A 19,956-nucleotide genomic window follows, 5' to 3' on the forward strand; every position below is an offset into this window, starting at 1 on the left:
AACAATCACCACGATTGAACCATAATATCATGGAAGCAATCTATTACTTTTACACTAATTTCTAAAAATTCGGATAATAATAGTTAGGTCAGTCCATTTTTCGGGTATGTCTCTATAAAGGAGGCGATATTCATGAGTGTCTACCAAGCGCTAATGCTCATGATTAAATTCGGTATTCTAGTTGTCCATATCATGAATCAGTCCGAATAGTGTCGCGGTGCCTTTAGAAAGGAAGGAATAGTAGATGATCGGGCAAAATTGCATTTTATGGACACCGCTTCGTGATTTCAGTGTCCAGCAAAGAAAAAAGCGCCGGACAAATCAAACCATTCATCCGGCGCACTTTTATTTTATGATTCTTGCTCAATTAAACCGTATTTACCGTCCTTACGCTTGTAAACCACGCTGATGTCATTTGTTTCATCATTATTGAAGACGAAGAACGTGTGTCCAAGCATGTTCATTTGTAAAATGGCTTCGTCAACATTCATGGGCTTGAAATCAAAACGTTTGTTACGAACCACTTCGAATTCTGATTCCTCTTCTTCAACCACCTCAGTGGCTGTAGCCAGGCTGCCCTCAGTCATGGCATCGCGCCATTGTTTTGGACGGCCGCTTTGACGAAACTTGCGATTGACTTTTGTTTTATATTTGCGGATTTGCCGCTCTAGTTTTTCTGTAACGAGATCAATGGCTGCATACATATCTGTATGTGTATCCTCGGCTCTTAAGAGAAGTTCTTGCATCGGGATGGTGACCTCAATAACGCGATCGTTATTGTGTACTTCCATGTTCACACGAATCTCGGTTGTGATTGGCTCATCAAAATACTTTTCGAGCTTTCCAAGCTTCCGATCTACGTAATCCTTCAGTGCTTCAGTCACCTCAAAGTTCTCACCACGAATATTATAGTTCATAGAGAACTCCTCCTTTCGAATTACATATGTATTCTCCAGAGCTTCTGATTATCCCTGCAAAAGTTATAATTTTTCTGAACCTTCCATTCATACAGTGGAGTTTCCCTCAGTTAACGTTCATAATTCCCTCCTTACAGCCATTTTCACTAATTCAACGTGTCCACATTCATAGAATTCCCGTTTCTATTCAACCTCAAACCTAGTTAGGAACGTTGATATAAAAAATGTTTCACCTAACTATTGCTGTGTATAGCTGATCAATTGCGCCTCAACATTTCGCTTCCAGGACAGGAACCTAGGCGACAATTCCGATAAGACGCGTTCGTGTAAAATTTCCGGTTGTACGCCGGATGCCTGATTCAGCCGACTGACGAAGTTGTTGAATGTAGTGATAGCGGTTTGGAGAGCTTCATTGGACTCAAACCAGTCTGATAATAGTTGATGAGATTGATTGATTTGCATTAACGCTGCCATGATGTCCGGCAGCATTTGCCTGGCAGCGTCCATCTGATCATCGAACGCTCGATTCTTAATATATATAAATGCCTGCTCTACTGTATTAATAAGGTCTTGATATTGATGTAACACAGTGAGTTGCTCTTCGGTTATCGGCATAGTTTCCCTACTTTCTTTGATCCAAAAACATGCCATCCTTGGAAATACCAAATGGATGAGCATAACTTTTGTTCTTATGCTTCTTTTGTTTCAATACTTGACGGTCGCTCTGAATATCAGCCATCACGTCATTCATGTACCGACGGATATCACGATCGGTATCAACTAAATAGGCCGCCCATTGGTTATTAGAACTTGCCTCTGATGCCGGTAAATGATGAATGATTTGATCGCGCTCATCAATGAATTGATTGAGCTGCTCAATAAAGACGTCGCGCGATTCGCACGTTGTGGAATAAGTCTTCAGATGTGCGAGCATGTCCACAGATTTTTGATAAAGGTCTTTGGCTGTCAATGTCATGCCTGTCCACCCTGTCCGTGTTGCTGCTTACGGGTAATTTGGATGACTTGTCTCCAAGTATCGCGAAATTCTGTAACGAGCTCCGCCACCTCATTCAAAATCTCTTGATCACTTTGCATATTAGCTTCAATTAAACGCCGATTGATATAGTCATAGAGCGGCATAATCTCCTGTGAAATCGGGACTTTCATATCCATCGTTGTCATCAGTTCCTGAATGATGCGTTGTGCCTTTTGCAAAGCCGTATTTTTATTTTCCAAGTCTTCATTCTTGATCGCTTCTTGACCTTGGCGAATAAATTTCAAGCAACCGTTGTATAACATGAGCGTCAGTTCGCCTGGTGATGCAGTGTCCACTGAATTTTTTTGATAGGCTTGATAAGGATTTGCAGTAACCATTGGATTATCCTCCTGTGTTCAATCATTCACTTTTTAACTAAAGTTCTGTGAGATATAAGCCGATTGTTGGTTGGCCCGTTGGATCGCTTGCTCCATAGCGGTGAATTGACGGTAATACCGGTCTTGGACGTCCGTAAGATGATCCTGGAAATCATCGATACGCTCATTCATATCTTCCAGGCGCTTGCCGATGGAAAATTGACTGGTTTCCATTCCTGTGTTGCCCGCTTTATTTTCGATTTGCGCCGTGGTGTTACTTATGGTCTCATCCATCCGCTGCATAATACCTTGTTCGTCGCTATTTTCGCTGTGATTCGTAAAGAGTTCCATGACCGCGTTGGGATCATCTGCAATCGCTGCTTTCAACTTCGATTCCGTTAAGATCAGCTTCCCATTCTCCCTGTAATTATCCGATGTTTGAATCCCAATCTCTGACAACTGATTGTAGTCCGGGTTACTTGTACCAGACACTTCACTATATAAATCCATGCGCATTTTCGTTAACCCACTGGAAAGAATATGGTCCTGAGATAACATCCCACTTTTGGCTTTCTCCATCCATAATTCAATTTCACGATCCGTCATTTCCTCTTGTTGCTTGTCCGTTAATGGTTTGTAATTGCGATACCGCTTTTCTGAGGTTTTGTCATTGACCTTCTCAATCACTTCATTATATTTATCGACCCAGTCTTTCACTTTATTAAAAACTGCGTCCACATCCGTTGAAGATGACACCGAGACAGGTGCGGTAAAATTTTGCTTAAGATTAAATGTCATACCATCAACTGTGAAGTTATTTTTGTGATTCGTTGTTTCCAAACCGTTAATCGTAAAAGCAGCATCGCTTCCACTTTGTTCATTCGATCCATCTAATTTTAATTGCTCTTTCATAAATCCGGTAAACTGTATTTCAGCATCCCCTGCAGCTGATGTATTAGCATCGGCCCCAATACTTCCAGAGCTCGGTGCACCACCATGGAAATTACCCGTTTTCGTTCGTGTGATGGAAACTTTATCTGAGGCAGTGTCATAGAACATATTGACATCCAGATCCGAATTGTTAACGGTCTTGAGGACATCATTCAACGAATCAGAACCCTCAAACGTGAATATTTTTGAATTTTCACCATCATCATTATACGTCGTGACGTCAAAACTGAACGTTCCATCACTATCAAAAGTTAGGGGTTGATCAAACTTATCTTTTTGTGATGATAAACTCGCCGTGAGATCAATTTTGTCGTCTTGTGATCCCGAAATCGAACTCGCACTGCTGTTATACGCCGCCGTGGCCTTTGTCACGTTAGCAATCGTATAGCTTGTATCTGAGGCATTCGTGCTCGCCGAGGCCGTTACGAGACTTTCATTCGATGATGTCGTTGTTTTTGTCAGATAGCTCCGCTCCAGCGACATATCAAAGGTCGTGTCTTTCAGTTCTGTCATCAGCTTATTCATATCCCGATATTCATCACGGCGCCATTCCATGACTTGCTTGTCCTGTTTCATTGTTTGCAGCGGCATTTTTTCGGCTTTCATTAATTTATCGACCATTTGATCGACATCCATACCGCTGGCCATACCAAACATCCGCGTGCGGTCACCACCGCCCATACTACCCATACCGGCTACCATTTTACTGTTCACCTCTTTATATACTTTCACCAACAATTGATCCGAAATGCTTTCTACTATTATTATCGGCTGGAATAAAGAATGGTTTAGACTTTTTGAAGAAATAGATTGAAGGAATATGCGAGAAGTTAAATAGGATAATCTAAATCCAATCTATTAATATATTAAAATCACATTACATTTACATGAATATGGCCAAATCTTCCAACACAATATGCTATAATACAAGAAATTTCGTATTAATAATACAAGGGAGAATGTATATGAAAAAAACGGTCATGTCGGTTACGGCTACTGCTGTTATTGCCACATCTTTGGCCATGCACACGGACGCGGAAGCAGCTTCCTATAAGGTTAAAAAAGGGGACTCCCTTTGGAACATTGCTCAACAATATCATACGAGTGTTGCCGTTTTAAAATCGATTAACGACCTTAACAGCACGATCATTTATCCTGATCAAATGATCCAAACGAGTAAAGGTTCATCCTCTAGCGCTAGTCCTTCGAGTTCCAGTAGTTCATCTGATTCTCAATCATCTGGTGCTAAGAACATGAGTACATATACAGTCAAATCCGGTGATACGTTAAGCGGCATCGCTGCCGAACATCACATTTCTCTACAAGACCTTATGGACTGGAATAATATAAGCTCCAGTCTGATTCATCCTGGCGATGTTTTTAAAGTTTCTCAACCAGAGACAAGCTCTGACTCAAGTGAAACTGAACCAGTTCATCCCGATACTCCTGAGTCAACTGACAGCTCATCATCCGCTTATACTGTCAAGTCTGGAGATACCTTATCCTACATCGCACAAAAACATAACGTCTCTGTCGGTGATCTAAAGCAATGGAACAATCTATCTTCAGATTTGATTCTCGTTGGACAGTCCTTAACATTAAACGGAACGACTTCCGAATCTGATGACAGTACTTCAAATAGCGGTTCTTCAAATAGCAGTGCTTCAAATGATGACGGGGCTTCAAATATTGAACAAACTTCTGCTCATGCAGACTATAACGTCAATTCACTTATTAGCGATGCGAAAGAGCAAGTTGGTACGGGATACGCATGGGGCGGCGCTTCGCCAAGCGGGTTCGACTGCAGCGGATTCATCCACTACATCTACACTAAAGCCGGGAAAGATATCAGACGTACCTCCAGTGATGGCTATTACAACCGCTCCTTCTATGTGAACGCACCGAAAAAAGGTGACCTTGTGTTTTTTGAAGACACTTATGAAAGTGGTATTTCTCACATGGGGATCTACATTGGGAATAACGAATTCATCCACGCTAGTTCTGACGGCGTCATGATTTCCAACTTAGACAACCCATACTGGAGTAAACACTTCGATAGCTACAAACGATTCTTCTAATGGAATTGGAAAAGCAGACCGAGGTTTATATGGTACCTCCTAAGTAGACAAAAAAAGAAACGGTTTTTACGATTTATAGTTTAATCCGTTTCAAGGACTACTAGGAGGTATTTTTTATGCAACCGAATCGATTCCATCATTCAAAACTAAAGCAGAAAATCCAAACATTTGTCAGTGTGCTTGGCCTGTTGATTTCCACTCTAGGCGGACGCTTTCCGCGGGCATGGCTTGAGCCTCCTCATGCTTCGCACTGCGGGGTCTCAAGACTCATGCTATTCCCGCAGGAGTCGCCGCCTGCCGTTCCAATCAACGATGTTAACGTGCTGAATTGACAAACATTAATACAATAGACCTTTGGATTGTTCAGATCAAGTATAAATATAAGCAATGATGAAATTGATTCAACCAAAAGAGGAGCCATTCCTGTATGGGGAAAAGTAGGTGATTTGAAATGTCTATAAAAGTCCAAAGAAGTGAAAAAATCACATACTCTATATTGTTATGGATTATGCCAGTCATAGGGGCAATCGTAACTACTATAACAAAGTATGGGATTACCTTAAATATTGATTTGGATCCTTTTCCCGGAACCTATTGGATATCAATAGTTTGGTTTCTCATTGGTTTCCCTATTGATATGGTCTTAAGAATAAAATATTATAGTACAGTCCACAATAAAAAGTGATCTCTATTTGAGGTCACTTTTTATTATTAATACTAAGTTAAATAATGTAGCAAATCCAAAATTATATAACTTGATTTTTGGTTCTTTGATGCCTATAATGAATTTTAAAAAGAACATCGGCGGCAACCGATGTTCTATAGCAGCTAACCGCATGAAGTGCGGTTGCCGATTCAGAAAGAAATAGCCTTCCCTACTCAGCCTAAATAATGCAGGGGTCTATTTCTTTTTTTTGTGAGACAGCAATTACCGTGGCAACTAAAAGACCAAAACTGATCATTAAGTTCATGGTATGATATACTGTCAGATGATCACTGCCTACCCTGCGTCATAGATCTTGCTTTGCTTAACCTGCCCTCTTCTTATTTCATGAATTTTTTAACTATTCAAAAATAGAGGTGAAGCTTTGAAACTACCAAGCTACCGTAGTACTGTAACTTTTTTTTTAGTATGGATTTCATATTTCTAATACTGAAATTCATTTAATTAAACATATAAACATGCTCTTTTAAGACTCAAAACAATTTGATATCTTTTGAAAATCAATAAATAAAATAGAAAACAAAAGTTTCCCATCATAAAACAAGCTCTCATATTCTGAGAAATACAATGAGTAAATTTTCTTATTTAATATATTTTTTGTATAATAGTATCAAGAAAAGAGGTGATGATTATGACAAAGACCCAGATAAACTGTCCTCTTTGTGGGAACAGAATTAAAATTATAGGGTATATTTCTTTTGGTATACAATACGGATACTGTACTAACACTATTTGCAAAAGCCCTTATCCAGTATTCCACAAAAAGCAATAACTACTACCTATTCTTATTAATGTAAATTTATTATAATAATAGGTACCTCTCAATTTGTACCCACCTTATTTTTAAAATAACGGCTCTTCGTCATTTTTTGTGTCACTCACACATTTCCAATGCTTTTAATAACCCATTTTCTTCCCTTGTTCATGCCAATCACCTAGCTTCTAAAGTGAGAGGGTCAAGGGCGTCCTTGACGCTTGAACGGAAGCAGCTTATCATGCCACGAGATGAAGAAGGTCTGTATCTCGTTGTCTTTGGCCATAACTCCAGTTTCACATGAACTCTAAAGTGTTCACAGATAAAATCAAATACGCTTTGATTGGTCCCCTTGTCCTAGCATAAAAGTGCATGAATATTCTAATATATTAAATTCCCAAATGATGAAAACTGGCTGTTCATAACTGGCTTCCAACCATTTGAACCACATGATATTTTGAAAGCCTTGAAATATCGCTGTTTGACAGCTCATGACTATTGTGCGAATGGTTCTAGGAGGTAAAACAGAAGAGTGACCCAGAGTAAAATGTACCCTTTGTAAATGACATTAAAAAAAGAGTTATGCTACATTTAGAAGATGATTCCTGTATTGAACAGGGGTCATCTTTTTTAAATGCCATTGATATCTATAATCATTGTAATAGGTCATATATGATTTGATTTCTCTTTTCAACTGTTTCAGTGTTTCGCAAGGTTTAATAAATGCCTCATCCTTAAAATGTCCAAAAAAGGATTCCTGAGGGGCATTATCCCAACAGTTCCCTCGTCTTGACATCGATTGTCCTATACCGTATTTCTTAACTAACTTTTGAAAAGTGGGGTTAGTATAATGAAAACCTTGATCCGAATGAATAAAGGATCCAATTTGCTAACTTTATTCTTCTATTATTTTTCAACTTATATAACGTATCTGTCGCCATATCTAATGTAATACGGTCAGAAACGTTGTAGGCTAGTATTTCGTTAGTCGAGCCGTCTTTAATAGTGGACAGGTAAGCTTTTTTACCTTTGCCATAAAATAAATAAGTAATATCTGTAAGCAACACCTTCCCAGGCTTATCCTGCTTAAATTGTTGGTTTAATAAATTAGGTAATACAGTGTGTTCCTTTGTTGCTTTAGCCATTCTTCGATATGGATTTGCTTTTCTAATTGGACAGATAATATTGTATTTCTTCATGATTCTACGGATCCGTTTTAGGTTATAAATGATTTTAAAATGACCTTTTAATGTCATTTTAATTTGTCTCACTTGGTCTTCCAGAGTTACCTTTACGTGTATCTTGAAGTCCATTTATTCCAGACTCTTTGTAGGCAACACGCCAACGATAAGCAGCCATTTCCATGCGTTTCTTACCGATAATATCTATATTGAAGCCTGATTCTTCGAAAATCTGTCTAGGTAATTTCCCATTTTCACGTTATATTATAAGTTTACGCTTAAATGCGTCTGTATAGGTGATTCCTTTTTCACTAACTGACTTCACAAATGGATTAGCAGCTAACTGCTTTATTTCTTTATCCCTCAATAACATATTACTCATCGTCAATCATTTCCTCATCCCAGTGTTTTTCTTCATTATACATAAAAGTACCCCATAGGGTAGACTCTTTTTTTAGTGTCTACTCTATAGGGTACATTTTAGAGCTCGACGATCGACACCCATTTCTATCCGATTATCATCAATACCAACTACACTTAAAAGTTCTGTCTCTATAAGTGTTTGGTTAGCGATATCATAATAAATCCGTTAATTGTTTTGTAGCTAATATTCAACTGACGGTTGACATAACTGATTGTGCTATCTTTGCACCTATCAAAAACGTGCTGCCGTATACTATAGGTTTGATTTTTATTCTGTGGAATGGAATCATGGATTCGCTGAAGACTTCCTGACGGTTCAAGCATCGACAACGCTTGGTATAAACCCATAAATATAACAGTGACAAATCAATATTGGATTTTACTCGCTATTTCCTCCATTTCTTGATGTAGGTCTGCTGAAAAGGTTTGCCAAGACATAGCGGTTTTTTAGCCAAATGTTGAATTTTAACACCAAATGACCATGAATCAGTAATAGTTGATAGTAAAACTTATGTTTATCTATTCTTCTTATATAAGGGTATCTGTGTATATTTAAAAGTATGCTCTTAAATAAGTCTTATCATTGTCAGGTAACGTTACCAGGGGGACCGAGAAAACATTTCCTGAACTGTGATAAGATTTTTTCCAAGATGCCACCTCTAAGACTATTTCATTAATGTATCCATTATATTACTACCAATCAAACGTTTTCACATAACCTAATTCGACTAGTAATTGCCCCCCAATTTGCTTGAAGTTTTCCTTATCTTGCTGCGAAAGTTGTTTTTCCCATCTATTCTTGGATTTTGTATATAACTTCTTAGACACCTGTTTTGTACTGGATTCTTCTGGTTCATAGCCTCGGTCAACTTGATCATAATTTAGAACTTCAGGGGACCATGGCTCACCAATAAAGTTTAGGACAGTTTGTATGATTTGTTCTGGTTGATTTATCAAGTCTTCATATTTAATAGTCAAAACATTATCTCTCAATTGCGGATGATTAGAATCATTTATAGCCTTATTAACAACTTGAGCCCAGTATTTGGCCGCATTTTTGATATTTTGAACATACCAGAGAGGTTTTCCTTGAAAATCCCGCCAATTCATCTCTACTAAAGATGATGCAACATCTCTACCATCCCTAACAACATGAATAAACTTTGCCTTGGGAAAGATATTGGCAAGTTCTTTCATGATTAATACATTGTGAGGGGTTTTCTCTATAATTCTATCCGCTTTTGACCAATTTTTGAATTTCCGAAAGAAGCCACTGACAAAGGTAGCGTATATATCATTAATATCACTTTTTTCTAAATGGTATGAATGCATAATTGAGGTTAGCTGATTCGTTTGGTTATATAAATCGGAGATCATTGGCAACAATTTCAACTCTGGACCTGAACAAAGGTTTGGATGTGCATTAAGCATCACTCTTAATAACGTTGTACCCGAACGACCCGCACCACCAACAAAAATTGGTGATTCTTCTTTTCCACTGTAATGTTCCGGAATAGATCCTGCAAGGCTTTCATTAATTTCAATTCGAGATTCTTTACACATCTCTTTAAGACCCAATATGTTGATCATTTCCTCATAAATAGTGTCAAATGAATAACTATTTTTCACTTTTTTAATTTGTTTCAACATTTGACAATAATTTGATTGAATGTCATCAACATTTTGTAATATTAATCCAGCATGTAATTGCTCATTTGAATGGACTAACTTTTGAAAACCAATGTAGTCCGCAAACTCCTTTATATTGTCATCTTTACAAATTGAAATAAAAGGCTTACCAACGGAAGCTGACAATACACTTACATCATTATCTGTATTAATGGTTAACAAAGATTGATTTATTAATCGCTTTAGTCGGTTCAAACTGCTTGTTTCTTCAATTATCGATAAACGATCTTCGGTGAATTTCTCACCGAAAAACTTAATGTATTTTCGTGCCTTTAAGTTTAGCGGGTTAAGAGTAATTAAATAACCTTTATTCAATAAAATTTGTATAGCTATTTCAAACTGTTCTTCGGTATGTTCGTCTAATTGTTGATCAATATTAACTAATATGTCCTCTGATTCATTCTTTTGTATTTCTATAGAATCTCTGGATAAAAACAAGGGATTGGCCAAAGTCCAAATGTCTTTATTTCTACTCTCTACTAAAGAAACAACATGATTTTTAGTTTTGTAATCTCTAACTGAAACAGCATTTAGATCTAATAAAAGCTCACTTAATTCATTACTTTGTTCTTCAATCTTATCTGTCGAGCCAAATCCTGTACACCAAGATACGATTGGAATATTGAAATTCGCTGCTCTATGATATATATTCAAAATTTCATTTAAACCAAAATACGGGCCTGAACCTATTATAATCAAATCATATTTTTCAATATCAAAATCATAATTTTCTTGAATAATGTATAAATCTATATTTATTTGAGCATTTATACGTTTATCTTGCAGAAAACGATAAAAAGACTCTTTAAAAACATAATAATACCATTCAACATTTGACTTACCTAGATCGGATACTCCAAGGTATAAAATTTTTTTTAATTCACTCATAGTGTACTAACATCCTTTAAATGATTGGATACAAAATTAGATTTAGGAAAGTAAACAGATGCTTTCTGAGTAATCTCCTTGAGTTTATCAAAATAATTGTTTTGCAGACATACCATTATTGATATTTCGTAAACTCTATAGTCATTTGGCACAATATTTTGGGCGTCTTTAAAAAAGTCTAACGCTAAATCATACTGCTTTTCTTTGTATAGGCTTTTTCCCATTTTTATTAATACTTCACCTATAACATTCTCCGGTAAATTATCATGCTCTTTCAAGTATTGATTATAGTATTCAACAGCTGAATTATAATTTTCATAGTGGAACAAAAGATCTGCGACTTCTTTATATATGTTTAATTCCGAAATAACTTCCGAAAACGAATCAATATTATTTTTACTCATCTGCAAATATTTATTGATAATATTTAATATTTCTTTTTTATCTATGGAAAGCAACTGATTATTTTTATAAAGACTATATTCAATATATCTCTTTAGTGAAGGGTTGGTAATCAAAGAATAATTCTCTAATAATTGTGGATTTTTCGATTGCTGAGATGCTATAATACCATAAATTGCATATTCATTGTTATAATTTTCAACATACAATTGTTTGAACGATTCTGCGGCAACTTCATAATCCCTTTTTAACAGCTTTAAAAAAGCTTTTTCCTTTTTTAAGTAACCACCCCCAGCTACACCAAATTGACTAATGTAATATTCAGCAAGTAAAGGATTACTTATAGACAACGCCGCTTTTATTAAATATAAAGTCTCTTTTTGATTTTTTAAATTGTAAACTTGTTCAACGAATGAAATGATGTCATCTTCTTTTTCACGTTTACCTAGGATGTGCAATAATTTTTTTAAGGACGAAAACTGAAATTTGTTTTGTTTTAAGGACTCAACGTAGTTACTCACACTTTTATGGAGATTATTAATTTCATAGTATAGGTCACCCAGAGACTTAAAGACAGTATCTAAATGTAAATGTGCACTTGACTGTGAATTCAACACATTATCTAGATATTGAATACCAGTCTCGAATGATTGGATGGCATCATGGTAATGATAGTCTTTCATTAACAGTTCTCCGGCACGGAAATGAAAGTCAGGGAAATCAGGTTTGTTTTCTAATGCCTCCCTAAGAGTATCCCAAACTTCACTTTTGGAGAACTTTAGATTTAATTTGATTCCAATTATGTTTAAATAATTTTTTTCATAAATACCGATATTTTTAGAGTTACAATATTTGTTAACAAGGTAAGCGTAATCTAATGCTTTTTCCAAGTTATTATTCATCATATAAGCTTCAGAAATATAAAAACACAAATCACTATCATCTGGTTTTTTATTTAATTCCTCTAATAATAGCTTTAAATTTCGCTCACCTTTGTTTTTTTCAAGGCGTGCTGAACTCGAATAACCAGTATGAATAATTTTAATGTATTTAGTTGCATTAAGACTTTTGGCTTTCGCTTTTCTATGATAAACATATTCATGAATTGCCCCTTTATATTTTATATCAGAGTCGTTTTTAAATATTCGAATGGCAGGTAATGTATTTTGAAATACCCGTCTATCCTTATCGTAATTTGTAAGAAGGCTAAAAATCAGATTGCATTTTTGGCTTTGAGCCTCCCTTAAAATTTGTCCAAAATACTGCAAGCTATCTTTTGTGATATATTCATCCGCATCCAAGAAAATAATCCAATCTCCCGTTGCTTTTGAAAGGGCAAAATTTCTTGCTTTAGCAAAATGATCAATCCATTCAAAAAAGTAAATTTTTGCGTTGTACTTTCTTGCCATTTGAATGGTGTTATCAGTTGATCCTGTATCAACCACTATTATTTCCGATACACTAGATTGAAGGCTATCTAAACAAAATGATAAATTCTTTTCTTCATTTTTTGTGATAACACATGCAGTTACCCTCATTCTAAATTTCCCTTTCATTTTTAATTATATATAACTAAAAAGAAACTCTCGTTTTTAAAATTGAAAATAAGTGGAGGGGATCCCCCCCTCCCTTTTAAAACAATTATCTAAGTAGTTGAAGTACACCTTGTGGTTGTTGATTGGCCTTGGCAAGCATTGATTGAGCTGCCTGATTGAGAATATTGTTCTTAGTATATTCCATCATCTCTTTTGCCATATCAACATCTCTAATGCGAGATTCAGCAGATGTTAAGTTTTGTGCCGATGTCCCCAAGTTGTTTATCGAGTGTTCTAAACGATTTTGGAATGCACCAAGTTCTGCACGTTGACCTGACACGTCATCAAGCGCATTTTGTACAGCCGAGATTGAGGCTTCGGCTGAACGTTGTGTCGTAACATCAATCCCATCAACGTTAAGTCCAGATGCACTCATATCACCTATGGAAACGCCCATGACTTGTGAAGAATTGGCACCAATTTGATAATTTAAAGAGTTGTCGGTATTATTAGTTTCGGATTTTCTAGTAGTTAATGTAACTTGATCCCCTACATTTTCTTTGGATACAGATGCACTGCTCATCGTTACCTCAACGTTGTTGATGCTAAATGTTCCACCTGCACCCACATTTGTTGATCCAGTATTCCCTGACGCACTGGTCCAATCTACTGAGTAAGTTGTGGTTGTTCCACTAGTAGATAAACCAGTGATTTCCACATTATATGATGTGTCATTACTGATACTACTGCCCCCTACAGCTACTGAAGAAAAAGTATCAGTATTATTTTCATTAAATTCAACACTTTCTGTTTGACTAGTTACTCCATTCAAGTCTCCGTTAATCAGCTTTTTGGTGTTAAATTCAGTAGTATCCGCAACACGATCAATTTCTTCTACTAATGCATCAACTTCTTTTTGAATTTCTTGACGGTCAGCATTCGTATTTGTATCGTTAGAAGCTTGTGTAGAAAGTTCACGCATGCGCTGCAAAATAGATTGAGTTTCGTTAAGTGCACCCTCAGCCGTTTGAATAAGACTGATACCATCTTGAGCATTCTGCTGCGCTTGCTCCAACCCACGAATCTGCCCGCGCATTTTTTCAGATATCGCCAGACCCGCAGCATCATCCGCTGCAGAATTAATACGCATACCAGAAGACAGTTTTTCCAAAGAATTTTGGGTAGCTTGGTTGTTTTGCGACAGCTGACGCTGAGTATTCAACGCCGCAATGTTGTGATTAATTCTCATTGTTAATTTCCTCCTTGAAATTGTACTCCCACGTCCTTGTGGTCGTTTTGGAAAAGTGATGGCGGCCACCGTTCACTCGTCTTACACTTCTTATATCGGACATGTACTACAAATGTTTAATACTTTTTTCTGCATTAAAAATCCATTCACTTGATTAATTTGTTAAAAGATTTTTAAACTAGGTAAATAGGATTATAGTGAAATTTGTCGAATTGTGTTATAGTACCTTCTGTCTAGACAAATAGGGGGTATATACATATGGGGGAAACATTGAGGAACCAGGATGGATCAAGACAGCCAATCACCGGTGTTCTCATTGACCCAAATCCGGTAACAAATGCCGGGTTAAAATCTGTGCTAGAGGAGGACCCACAGGTACAACTCAAGTCATCCAAGGCACTGTCTTCTAAAGACAATGATGTTGATTTCATTATTTGCACGGTTAACATTTTTGAGAAAAGTAGCTACCATTGGCGGGATAAGGTTAAGAAACTGGATAGCCAGACTCATCTCCCTATAATGGTCGTTTCTTATCATGATGAACCGTCATTCGTTATTGATGCACTTGAGTGTGGGGCATCTGGGTTTTTGCCGCAAAGCGCAGCGTCGGAAACCTTAATTGAGGGATGCCATTTGTTGGTCGAGTATGGGGTCTACTTGGACCATCATTATGTCTTACCTCTATGTAACAGAATCAGCGGTTTTAGACATCCCGAAACATTACCGAAAGGGACGTCTTTCGCCATTGATCATGAGTTCATCCGCCGGTTTTTTACTAAACGGGAAATTGAGATTTTTGAACTTTTGGTCATGGGAACGAGTACGGAGAAAATAGCGAAGCAACTGTTTATCTCTCTGTACACATTACGGAACCATTTAAAAAACATGCTGAGAAAAACGAAAACTGAAAGCCGCACATCTTTGGTTAGTAAAGCTTACCGGTTAAAATGGGTCGTTTATTACAAGAAAGAAACACAAACTTCGTGATGTGAACAACATTTTTCTAACCTCGTTCACTTAATTCTACATAAATAACGCCCCTTCAGTGACAGCCTTTTCACCGTCATTTAAGGGGCGTTTTCCTTATCCTGCCCAAAATCAGGACTAATCAACTATAAACATTCATTAAAAGTCACCCGATATGACTAAGTAGGACTTTAAGCTTAGGACATAAAGGGGATTATCATGAGTTTTTTTCAAAAATTCAGGTGGAAAAATTTAAAATTGGGTCCAAAATATAGCGTTGCCTTTATCAGTACTGTGGTATTAGTTGCCATTTCATCAATATTGATTGGCGGATTCCTTAACAGTATTCGAAGTGACTCAGCAGCTCTGCAAAGACGCGGGGAGCGGGCAATCGACGTGACACAAATGGGCTCATTATTCAGAACCAAGGATATTCAGATCGCTGATTACATTAATCAACCATCACAGGAGTCAATAAAGGCATTTCAAGACAAACAAGAACAATTTCACCAACTTGAAGAGACAATCAAGCCGGAAATGGATACTAAAGAGCAGAAGACCTTATTTAATCAAATCAGTCAGAATAATAAAAAGGTCAACCAACTCTTTTTAACTCGAATTATCAATGCCATATCCGTCAATAACAACGATAGAGCTACGAAATTCCGGAAAGAAGTTGCTGAACTTCGCAGTGAAACTGTGGACTTACTCCAACAATTGCGCGAAATCGTCAACAAAGAACGGAATAGTGCTGTATCAAATTTACATAAAAGTACAACTGGCACGTTCGTTGTTCTCATGAGTTCAATCATTATTTCCATTATTTTAGGTGTCGGTATCATTGTTGTCATCAATCGTGTTGTCAAAAAAGCCTTCACACATGTGATTGATACAGCCAGTGATGTCGCGGACGGCAATTTATCCGTCGATAATATCAACTATCATAGTCATGATGAATTAGGGCAGCTAGCGACAGCGTTCAATCGCATGCTCAACAATTTAAAACAGATGGTCACGGATATTCGCACCGCTTCTGAAGAAGTTAAAAGCAACAGTGAAGAGCTTGCCCAATCGGCTGATGAGGTGACGGAGGGCAGTTCACAAATAGCTTCAACCATGCAAGAGTTAACATCCGGTGTCCAAGAACAATCATCAACGACGACGAACATTTCTCATAACGTGAACCAATTTTTGCAAAAGGTGCACCAAGAAAGTGATAACAGTCAAATGGTTCATTCGTCTTCCCAAGAAGTGATGGAGCTAACCAATCAAGGTTCCACATTTATGGAAGACTCCGTCGCACAAATGCAGACAATCAACAAGAACTTCGAACAATCGGCAACGAAACTGAAAGGTTTTGAAGGCCGGACACAAGAAATTACCAAACTCGTTGATGTGATTCAAGGGATTTCTGAACAAACCAATTTATTAGCGCTGAATGCTTCCATCGAAGCCGCTAGAGCGGGGGAACACGGACGTGGCTTCGCTGTCGTTGCCAGTGAAATTCAGAAACTATCCGAACAAGTTTCCCAGTCCGTTGGTGAGATTACCGATGTTGTCCAACGTATTGAAAATGAATCGAATGAAATCAGTGGGATGTTAACGAACGGCTTCCATGAAGTCGAGCAGGGTACGGACAAATTAGAAAAATCCAATCAAGCCTTTACGACCATTTACACCAACATTGTGGACATGGTTGACCGCCTTCAATCTATGTCCACTCACCTAACGGAAATTAATGAACAAGGTAAGGAAATCAATCAATCCATTGAAAATATGGCTGCCATATCGGAACAAAGTTCAGCGGGGATCGAGCAAGCCTCCGCGTCCGTTCAGCAAAATAGCAGCACCATGGAAGAAATTAAAGCCAGTTCCGAAGCCCTTGCCAGACTTGGCGAAAATTTAAATGACACTGTTGGTCAATTCAAATTATAAATCTGAAGCCAACATCGCTGGTTGCGGTGTTGGTTTTTTGATAATCCCGCCAAATTGAGACAGAATCCCGCCAATTTGAAACGTAATCCCGCCAATTTTACTAATAATTCCGCCAAATCGCTTTCCTTTTCTTTGAACCTCGTTTATAATGGGAATATAAGTTCGCTATAGAGGTGATATCGCTCATGACTCGAATCAACAACCTCGACGACATCATTGAACAAGTCAAAGCTGATAAGTGGATGATGGATGTGTTAAAAGCGGCCAAGTCCCTTGATTTGCCCGACTGGTGGGTCTGTGCGGGATTCGTGCGTGCAAAAATCTGGGATGTTTTGCACGGATTTCAGCAGAGAACCCCTCTGCCGGATGTCGATGTCATTTACTTTAATGATTCGATGATTGAAGAAGCGCAAGAAAAGACATACGAGCAACAGCTAAAAAGTATTATTCCTGATATCCCTTGGTCCGTCAAAAATCAGGCGAGGATGCATGTGCTCAATAATAATCCCCCCTACACATCTTCAATCGATGCGATGTCAAAATTTCCAGAGACAGCAACAGCCTTGGGACTGAAGCTTAACCGTGACAATGATATCATCCTCGCTGCGCCTTGTGGCCTTAATGATGTTATTAACCTCAAGGTCAAGCCAACACCCTATTTTCAGGAAACAAAGGAACGAGCACAAATTTACGAACAACGTTTAATCCAAAAGCATTGGCAAGCGAATTGGGATAAGATTAAGGTTACTAAAATATGATAATATTGTGATATGGACTAAGCTATGATTTTCGTCAAACTTTTAAAAGGAGCTAACCTTAATGGAAGTATTCGCGCTAAGCGGAGACAGTGGTACGGGCAAAAGCACAAGTGCACATTTTTTTGCCTATGAGAATAGTATCCCGGCCATTGTCGACGACGGTTTATTAATTTTTAACGGAAAAAAAATAGCCGGCACCTCTGCAAAATATGAGAAAAACTATATAACCGCAATCAAACGGGCCACCTTTTTTTATAAGGAACATACCAAAGAGGTCCGCGATGTCATTGAACACTTACCCGTTCATAGAATTCTTATTATCGGCACATCGGAAAAGATGGTCAAATTAATAGCCTCCAGATTACATTTAGGCCCCATTAATCATTATGTGAACATCGAAGACGTCCGGTCATCGGGCCAAATTAAAATGGCCTTGTTTGTTAGGAAAACTCAAGGGAAGCACGTGATCCCAATACCTGAATTACAGGTGGAACAATCTGTTTTTAAACGTTTAATCTCAAAAGGGATTCAATTATTATCACCCCAGAAAGAAGTGATTGGTGAAGCTACTGTTGTGCAGCCTAATTTCCAAGTGGGGGCAATATCCATCTATCCCGAAGTTTTGAAAAAGTTCATTTCGATCGCATGTGATAGCATCCCGGAAATCCACAGTTATAGCCATATCAGCGTTGCTCTTTCCGGATTACCTTATGCTGATTTGCAAGTGTCTCTCCAAATTACCAATGATACTGATGTCCTAAGCATAATTAAAAAAACCCAATCCCGTATTTTTCACCACTTTCAAGAATACTTAGGCATCGAATTGTACTCGATTGATGTCCATCTAACAAAGATCCACATACTGGATGCAGATATAAAATCAATCCAATCCTCAATGTAAGGATTGGATTGATCTACTAATCGTCGATTGTCGACAATTTAATTAACATTTTGTTCTGATTGATTAGCGGATACCCCACTATGATTAAATGATTTAATGTCTTCCTCACTATAGCCAAGACGCTCTAGAATCGCATCTGTATGCTCACCAAATTGCGGCGGTAAGCTATCGATTTGGCCTGGGGTTCTCGACAATTTCACGGGAATACCCAACATTTGTAAAGTCCCGAGTTCAGGGCTATTCGCTTCAACGACCATCTCCCGCTCTTTGACATGTGAATCTGTTAAAATGTCGGAGAACTGATTAACAGGTCCACATGGTATGCCAGCTTCTTCAATGACCGAGACCCATTCCTGCACGGTTTTCTCTTTAAATGCTTCTTCTAGTATAGAAATCAGTAAATCGCGATTATCCACTCTTCTAGGATTCGTTGCAAACCGTTCATCTTCCAAGATATCAAGGTCCATCACTGCCTTGAACTTCTGCCATAATTGATCGTTCCCAACGGCTAAAACAAAGTGGCCATTAGAAGCTCCAAACACTTGATAAGGTACAATATTTGGATGTGCTCCACCTAAAGGCTTCGGATCCTTTCCAGTTGCAAAATAATTACCGGCAAGGTAGGTTTGCCATGAAATCATGGTATCCAATAACGACGCATCAACCCATTGCCCAACTCCAGATCGCTCTCTCTCTTTAAGTGCCGCAAGAACTCCGATAGTTGCCCACATACCTGCGCCAATATCCGCGAGCGAATAGCCGCCTTTGACCGGTGATCCTCCTGGCTCTCCGGTCACAGACATGAGACCGCCCATCCCTTGAGCTAACACATCATATCCGGGTTTTTGTGCATAAGGCCCCGTCTGTCCGAAACCTGAGATAGAGGCTAAGATAATGCCGGGATTGTGTTGTTTCAAAGTTTCATAACCAATACCGAGCTTCTCTAATGTTCCTGGACGGAAGTTTTCAGCCACTACATCTGCATCTTCAACTAATTTTAATAATATTTCTTTGCCTTTCTCTTCTTTTAAGTTAAGGACAATACTTTGCTTATTTCGATTCACACTTAGAAAATAAGCGCTTTCTTCATCATTGACAAAAGGAGGCCCCCATTGTCTTGTATCATCGCCTTTTGGACTTTCAACTTTGATGACTTCGGCACCTAAATCCGCCAATGTCATTGTACAGAAAGGACCACTCAAAATCCTCGTTAAATCAACCACTTTTATACCGTTCAAAGGTAACATCCAAC

Annotated in this window: 17 protein-coding genes and 1 pseudogene; 7 read left to right on the forward strand and 11 right to left on the reverse strand. The window is 38.0% G+C overall.

Annotated features, from left to right (window positions below; genetic code table 11):
- Positions 1-132 precede the first annotated feature (132 nt).
- Positions 133-210, forward strand: a complete 78-nt coding sequence (locus B9Y89_RS19545) for a putative holin-like toxin (RefSeq protein ID WP_369596721.1) — start codon at positions 133-135, stop codon at positions 208-210.
- A 140-nt stretch (positions 211-350) separates the two neighbouring features.
- Here the strand turns inward: B9Y89_RS19545 and hpf are convergent, their stop codons facing one another.
- From hpf to B9Y89_RS04865, 5 genes are all read right to left on the reverse strand, one after another.
- Positions 351-917 (reverse strand): ribosome hibernation-promoting factor, HPF/YfiA family, encoded by a 567-nt coding sequence (gene hpf / locus B9Y89_RS04845; protein ID WP_085522049.1) that lies wholly within the window; start codon positions 915-917, stop codon positions 351-353.
- 237 nt (positions 918-1,154) lie between these two features.
- The gene (locus B9Y89_RS04850) at positions 1,155-1,532 is read right to left on the reverse strand and encodes a DUF8042 domain-containing protein (RefSeq protein WP_085522050.1); all 378 of its coding nucleotides are present in this window, start codon (positions 1,530-1,532) and stop codon (positions 1,155-1,157) included.
- A gap of 7 nt (positions 1,533-1,539) precedes the next feature.
- On the reverse strand, positions 1,540-1,893 hold the full coding sequence (locus tag B9Y89_RS04855) for a flagellar protein FliT (RefSeq protein WP_085522052.1): 354 nt from the start codon (positions 1,891-1,893) through the stop codon (positions 1,540-1,542).
- Positions 1,890-2,291 (reverse strand): flagellar export chaperone FliS, encoded by a 402-nt coding sequence (gene fliS / locus B9Y89_RS04860; RefSeq protein WP_085522054.1) that lies wholly within the window; start codon positions 2,289-2,291, stop codon positions 1,890-1,892. The genes B9Y89_RS04855 and fliS overlap by 4 nt, the downstream gene beginning before the upstream one ends.
- 33 nt (positions 2,292-2,324) lie before the next feature.
- The gene (locus tag B9Y89_RS04865) at positions 2,325-3,923 is read right to left on the reverse strand and encodes a flagellar hook-associated protein 2 (protein WP_085522056.1); all 1,599 of its coding nucleotides are present in this window, start codon (positions 3,921-3,923) and stop codon (positions 2,325-2,327) included.
- Between the two features lie 257 nt (positions 3,924-4,180).
- Here B9Y89_RS04865 and B9Y89_RS04870 point away from each other — a divergent pair, with 257 nt between their 5' ends.
- Both B9Y89_RS04870 and B9Y89_RS04875 read left to right on the forward strand, forming a co-directional pair.
- A complete protein-coding gene (locus B9Y89_RS04870) occupies positions 4,181-5,299 on the forward strand; it encodes a C40 family peptidase (RefSeq protein WP_085522058.1) in 1,119 nt (372 codons plus the stop codon).
- Between the two features lie 116 nt (positions 5,300-5,415).
- Positions 5,416-5,631, forward strand: a complete 216-nt coding sequence (locus B9Y89_RS04875; RefSeq protein ID WP_085522060.1) for a hypothetical protein — start codon at positions 5,416-5,418, stop codon at positions 5,629-5,631.
- A gap of 552 nt (positions 5,632-6,183) precedes the next feature.
- Here the strand turns inward: B9Y89_RS04875 and B9Y89_RS19550 are convergent.
- The 5 genes and pseudogenes from B9Y89_RS19550 to B9Y89_RS04900 form a co-directional block, all read right to left on the reverse strand.
- On the reverse strand, positions 6,184-6,288 hold the full coding sequence (locus B9Y89_RS19550) for a putative holin-like toxin (RefSeq protein ID WP_369596722.1): 105 nt from the start codon (positions 6,286-6,288) through the stop codon (positions 6,184-6,186).
- A gap of 1,069 nt (positions 6,289-7,357) precedes the next feature.
- Positions 7,358-8,340 (reverse strand): annotated as a pseudogene (locus B9Y89_RS04885) (IS3 family transposase).
- Positions 8,341-9,074: 734 nt separating this feature from the next.
- Positions 9,075-10,958, reverse strand: coding sequence for a sulfotransferase (locus tag B9Y89_RS04890; RefSeq protein ID WP_085522064.1), 1,884 nt, complete (start codon positions 10,956-10,958; stop codon positions 9,075-9,077).
- Positions 10,955-12,898, reverse strand: a complete 1,944-nt coding sequence (locus B9Y89_RS04895) for a TPR domain-containing glycosyltransferase (protein ID WP_176222104.1) — start codon at positions 12,896-12,898, stop codon at positions 10,955-10,957. Before B9Y89_RS04895 ends, B9Y89_RS04890 begins: the two co-directional genes overlap by 4 nt.
- Positions 12,899-13,001: 103 nt before the next feature.
- Positions 13,002-14,144, reverse strand: coding sequence for a flagellin N-terminal helical domain-containing protein (locus B9Y89_RS04900; protein ID WP_085522068.1), 1,143 nt, complete (start codon positions 14,142-14,144; stop codon positions 13,002-13,004).
- Between the two features lie 258 nt (positions 14,145-14,402).
- Here B9Y89_RS04900 and B9Y89_RS04905 point away from each other — a divergent pair, with 258 nt between their 5' ends.
- From B9Y89_RS04905 to B9Y89_RS04920, 4 genes are all read left to right on the forward strand, one after another.
- Complete coding sequence (locus B9Y89_RS04905; RefSeq protein ID WP_085522069.1) at positions 14,403-15,131, forward strand: response regulator transcription factor; 729 nt, start codon at positions 14,403-14,405, stop codon at positions 15,129-15,131.
- A 198-nt stretch (positions 15,132-15,329) separates the two neighbouring features.
- Positions 15,330-17,045: a methyl-accepting chemotaxis protein gene (locus B9Y89_RS04910; protein ID WP_085522071.1), complete on the forward strand. Its 1,716-nt coding sequence runs from the start codon at positions 15,330-15,332 to the stop codon at positions 17,043-17,045.
- A gap of 185 nt (positions 17,046-17,230) precedes the next feature.
- Entirely contained in the window at positions 17,231-17,803 is a 573-nt protein-coding gene (locus tag B9Y89_RS04915; protein ID WP_085522073.1) for a nucleotidyltransferase family protein, read from the forward strand.
- Positions 17,804-17,864: 61 nt separating this feature from the next.
- Positions 17,865-18,704: a hypothetical protein gene (locus B9Y89_RS04920; RefSeq protein ID WP_085522075.1), complete on the forward strand. Its 840-nt coding sequence runs from the start codon at positions 17,865-17,867 to the stop codon at positions 18,702-18,704.
- A gap of 38 nt (positions 18,705-18,742) precedes the next feature.
- Here the strand turns inward: B9Y89_RS04920 and B9Y89_RS04925 are convergent, their stop codons facing one another.
- Positions 18,743-19,951, reverse strand: coding sequence for a CaiB/BaiF CoA transferase family protein (locus B9Y89_RS04925; protein ID WP_085522076.1), 1,209 nt, complete (start codon positions 19,949-19,951; stop codon positions 18,743-18,745).
- Between the last annotated feature and the right edge of the window lie 5 nt (positions 19,952-19,956).

Source organism: Tuberibacillus sp. Marseille-P3662 (assembly GCF_900178005.1).
Taxonomy (GTDB): domain Bacteria; phylum Bacillota; class Bacilli; order Bacillales; family Sporolactobacillaceae; genus Marseille-P3662.

What these genes read in the sequence shown, in the direction of transcription:
- B9Y89_RS19545 (WP_369596721.1), top strand. Translation starts at nt 133, where the DNA reads ATGAGTGTCTACCAAGCGCTAATGCTCATGATTAAATTCGGTATTCTA.
- hpf (WP_085522049.1), bottom strand. Translation starts at nt 917, where the DNA reads ATGAACTATAATATTCGTGGTGAGAACTTTGAGGTGACTGAAGCACTG.
- B9Y89_RS04850 (WP_085522050.1), bottom strand. Translation starts at nt 1,532, where the DNA reads ATGCCGATAACCGAAGAGCAACTCACTGTGTTACATCAATATCAAGAC.
- B9Y89_RS04855 (WP_085522052.1), bottom strand. Translation starts at nt 1,893, where the DNA reads ATGACATTGACAGCCAAAGACCTTTATCAAAAATCTGTGGACATGCTC.
- fliS (WP_085522054.1), bottom strand. Translation starts at nt 2,291, where the DNA reads ATGGTTACTGCAAATCCTTATCAAGCCTATCAAAAAAATTCAGTGGAC.
- B9Y89_RS04865 (WP_085522056.1), bottom strand. Translation starts at nt 3,923, where the DNA reads ATGGTAGCCGGTATGGGTAGTATGGGCGGTGGTGACCGCACGCGGATG.
- B9Y89_RS04870 (WP_085522058.1), top strand. Translation starts at nt 4,181, where the DNA reads ATGTATATGAAAAAAACGGTCATGTCGGTTACGGCTACTGCTGTTATT.
- B9Y89_RS04875 (WP_085522060.1), top strand. Translation starts at nt 5,416, where the DNA reads ATGCAACCGAATCGATTCCATCATTCAAAACTAAAGCAGAAAATCCAA.
- B9Y89_RS04890 (WP_085522064.1), bottom strand. Translation starts at nt 10,958, where the DNA reads ATGAGTGAATTAAAAAAAATTTTATACCTTGGAGTATCCGATCTAGGT.
- B9Y89_RS04895 (WP_176222104.1), bottom strand. Translation starts at nt 12,898, where the DNA reads ATGAGGGTAACTGCATGTGTTATCACAAAAAATGAAGAAAAGAATTTA.
- B9Y89_RS04900 (WP_085522068.1), bottom strand. Translation starts at nt 14,144, where the DNA reads ATGAGAATTAATCACAACATTGCGGCGTTGAATACTCAGCGTCAGCTG.
- B9Y89_RS04905 (WP_085522069.1), top strand. Translation starts at nt 14,403, where the DNA reads ATGGGGGAAACATTGAGGAACCAGGATGGATCAAGACAGCCAATCACC.
- B9Y89_RS04910 (WP_085522071.1), top strand. Translation starts at nt 15,330, where the DNA reads ATGAGTTTTTTTCAAAAATTCAGGTGGAAAAATTTAAAATTGGGTCCA.
- B9Y89_RS04915 (WP_085522073.1), top strand. Translation starts at nt 17,231, where the DNA reads ATGACTCGAATCAACAACCTCGACGACATCATTGAACAAGTCAAAGCT.
- B9Y89_RS04920 (WP_085522075.1), top strand. Translation starts at nt 17,865, where the DNA reads ATGGAAGTATTCGCGCTAAGCGGAGACAGTGGTACGGGCAAAAGCACA.
- B9Y89_RS04925 (WP_085522076.1), bottom strand. Translation starts at nt 19,951, where the DNA reads ATGTTACCTTTGAACGGTATAAAAGTGGTTGATTTAACGAGGATTTTG.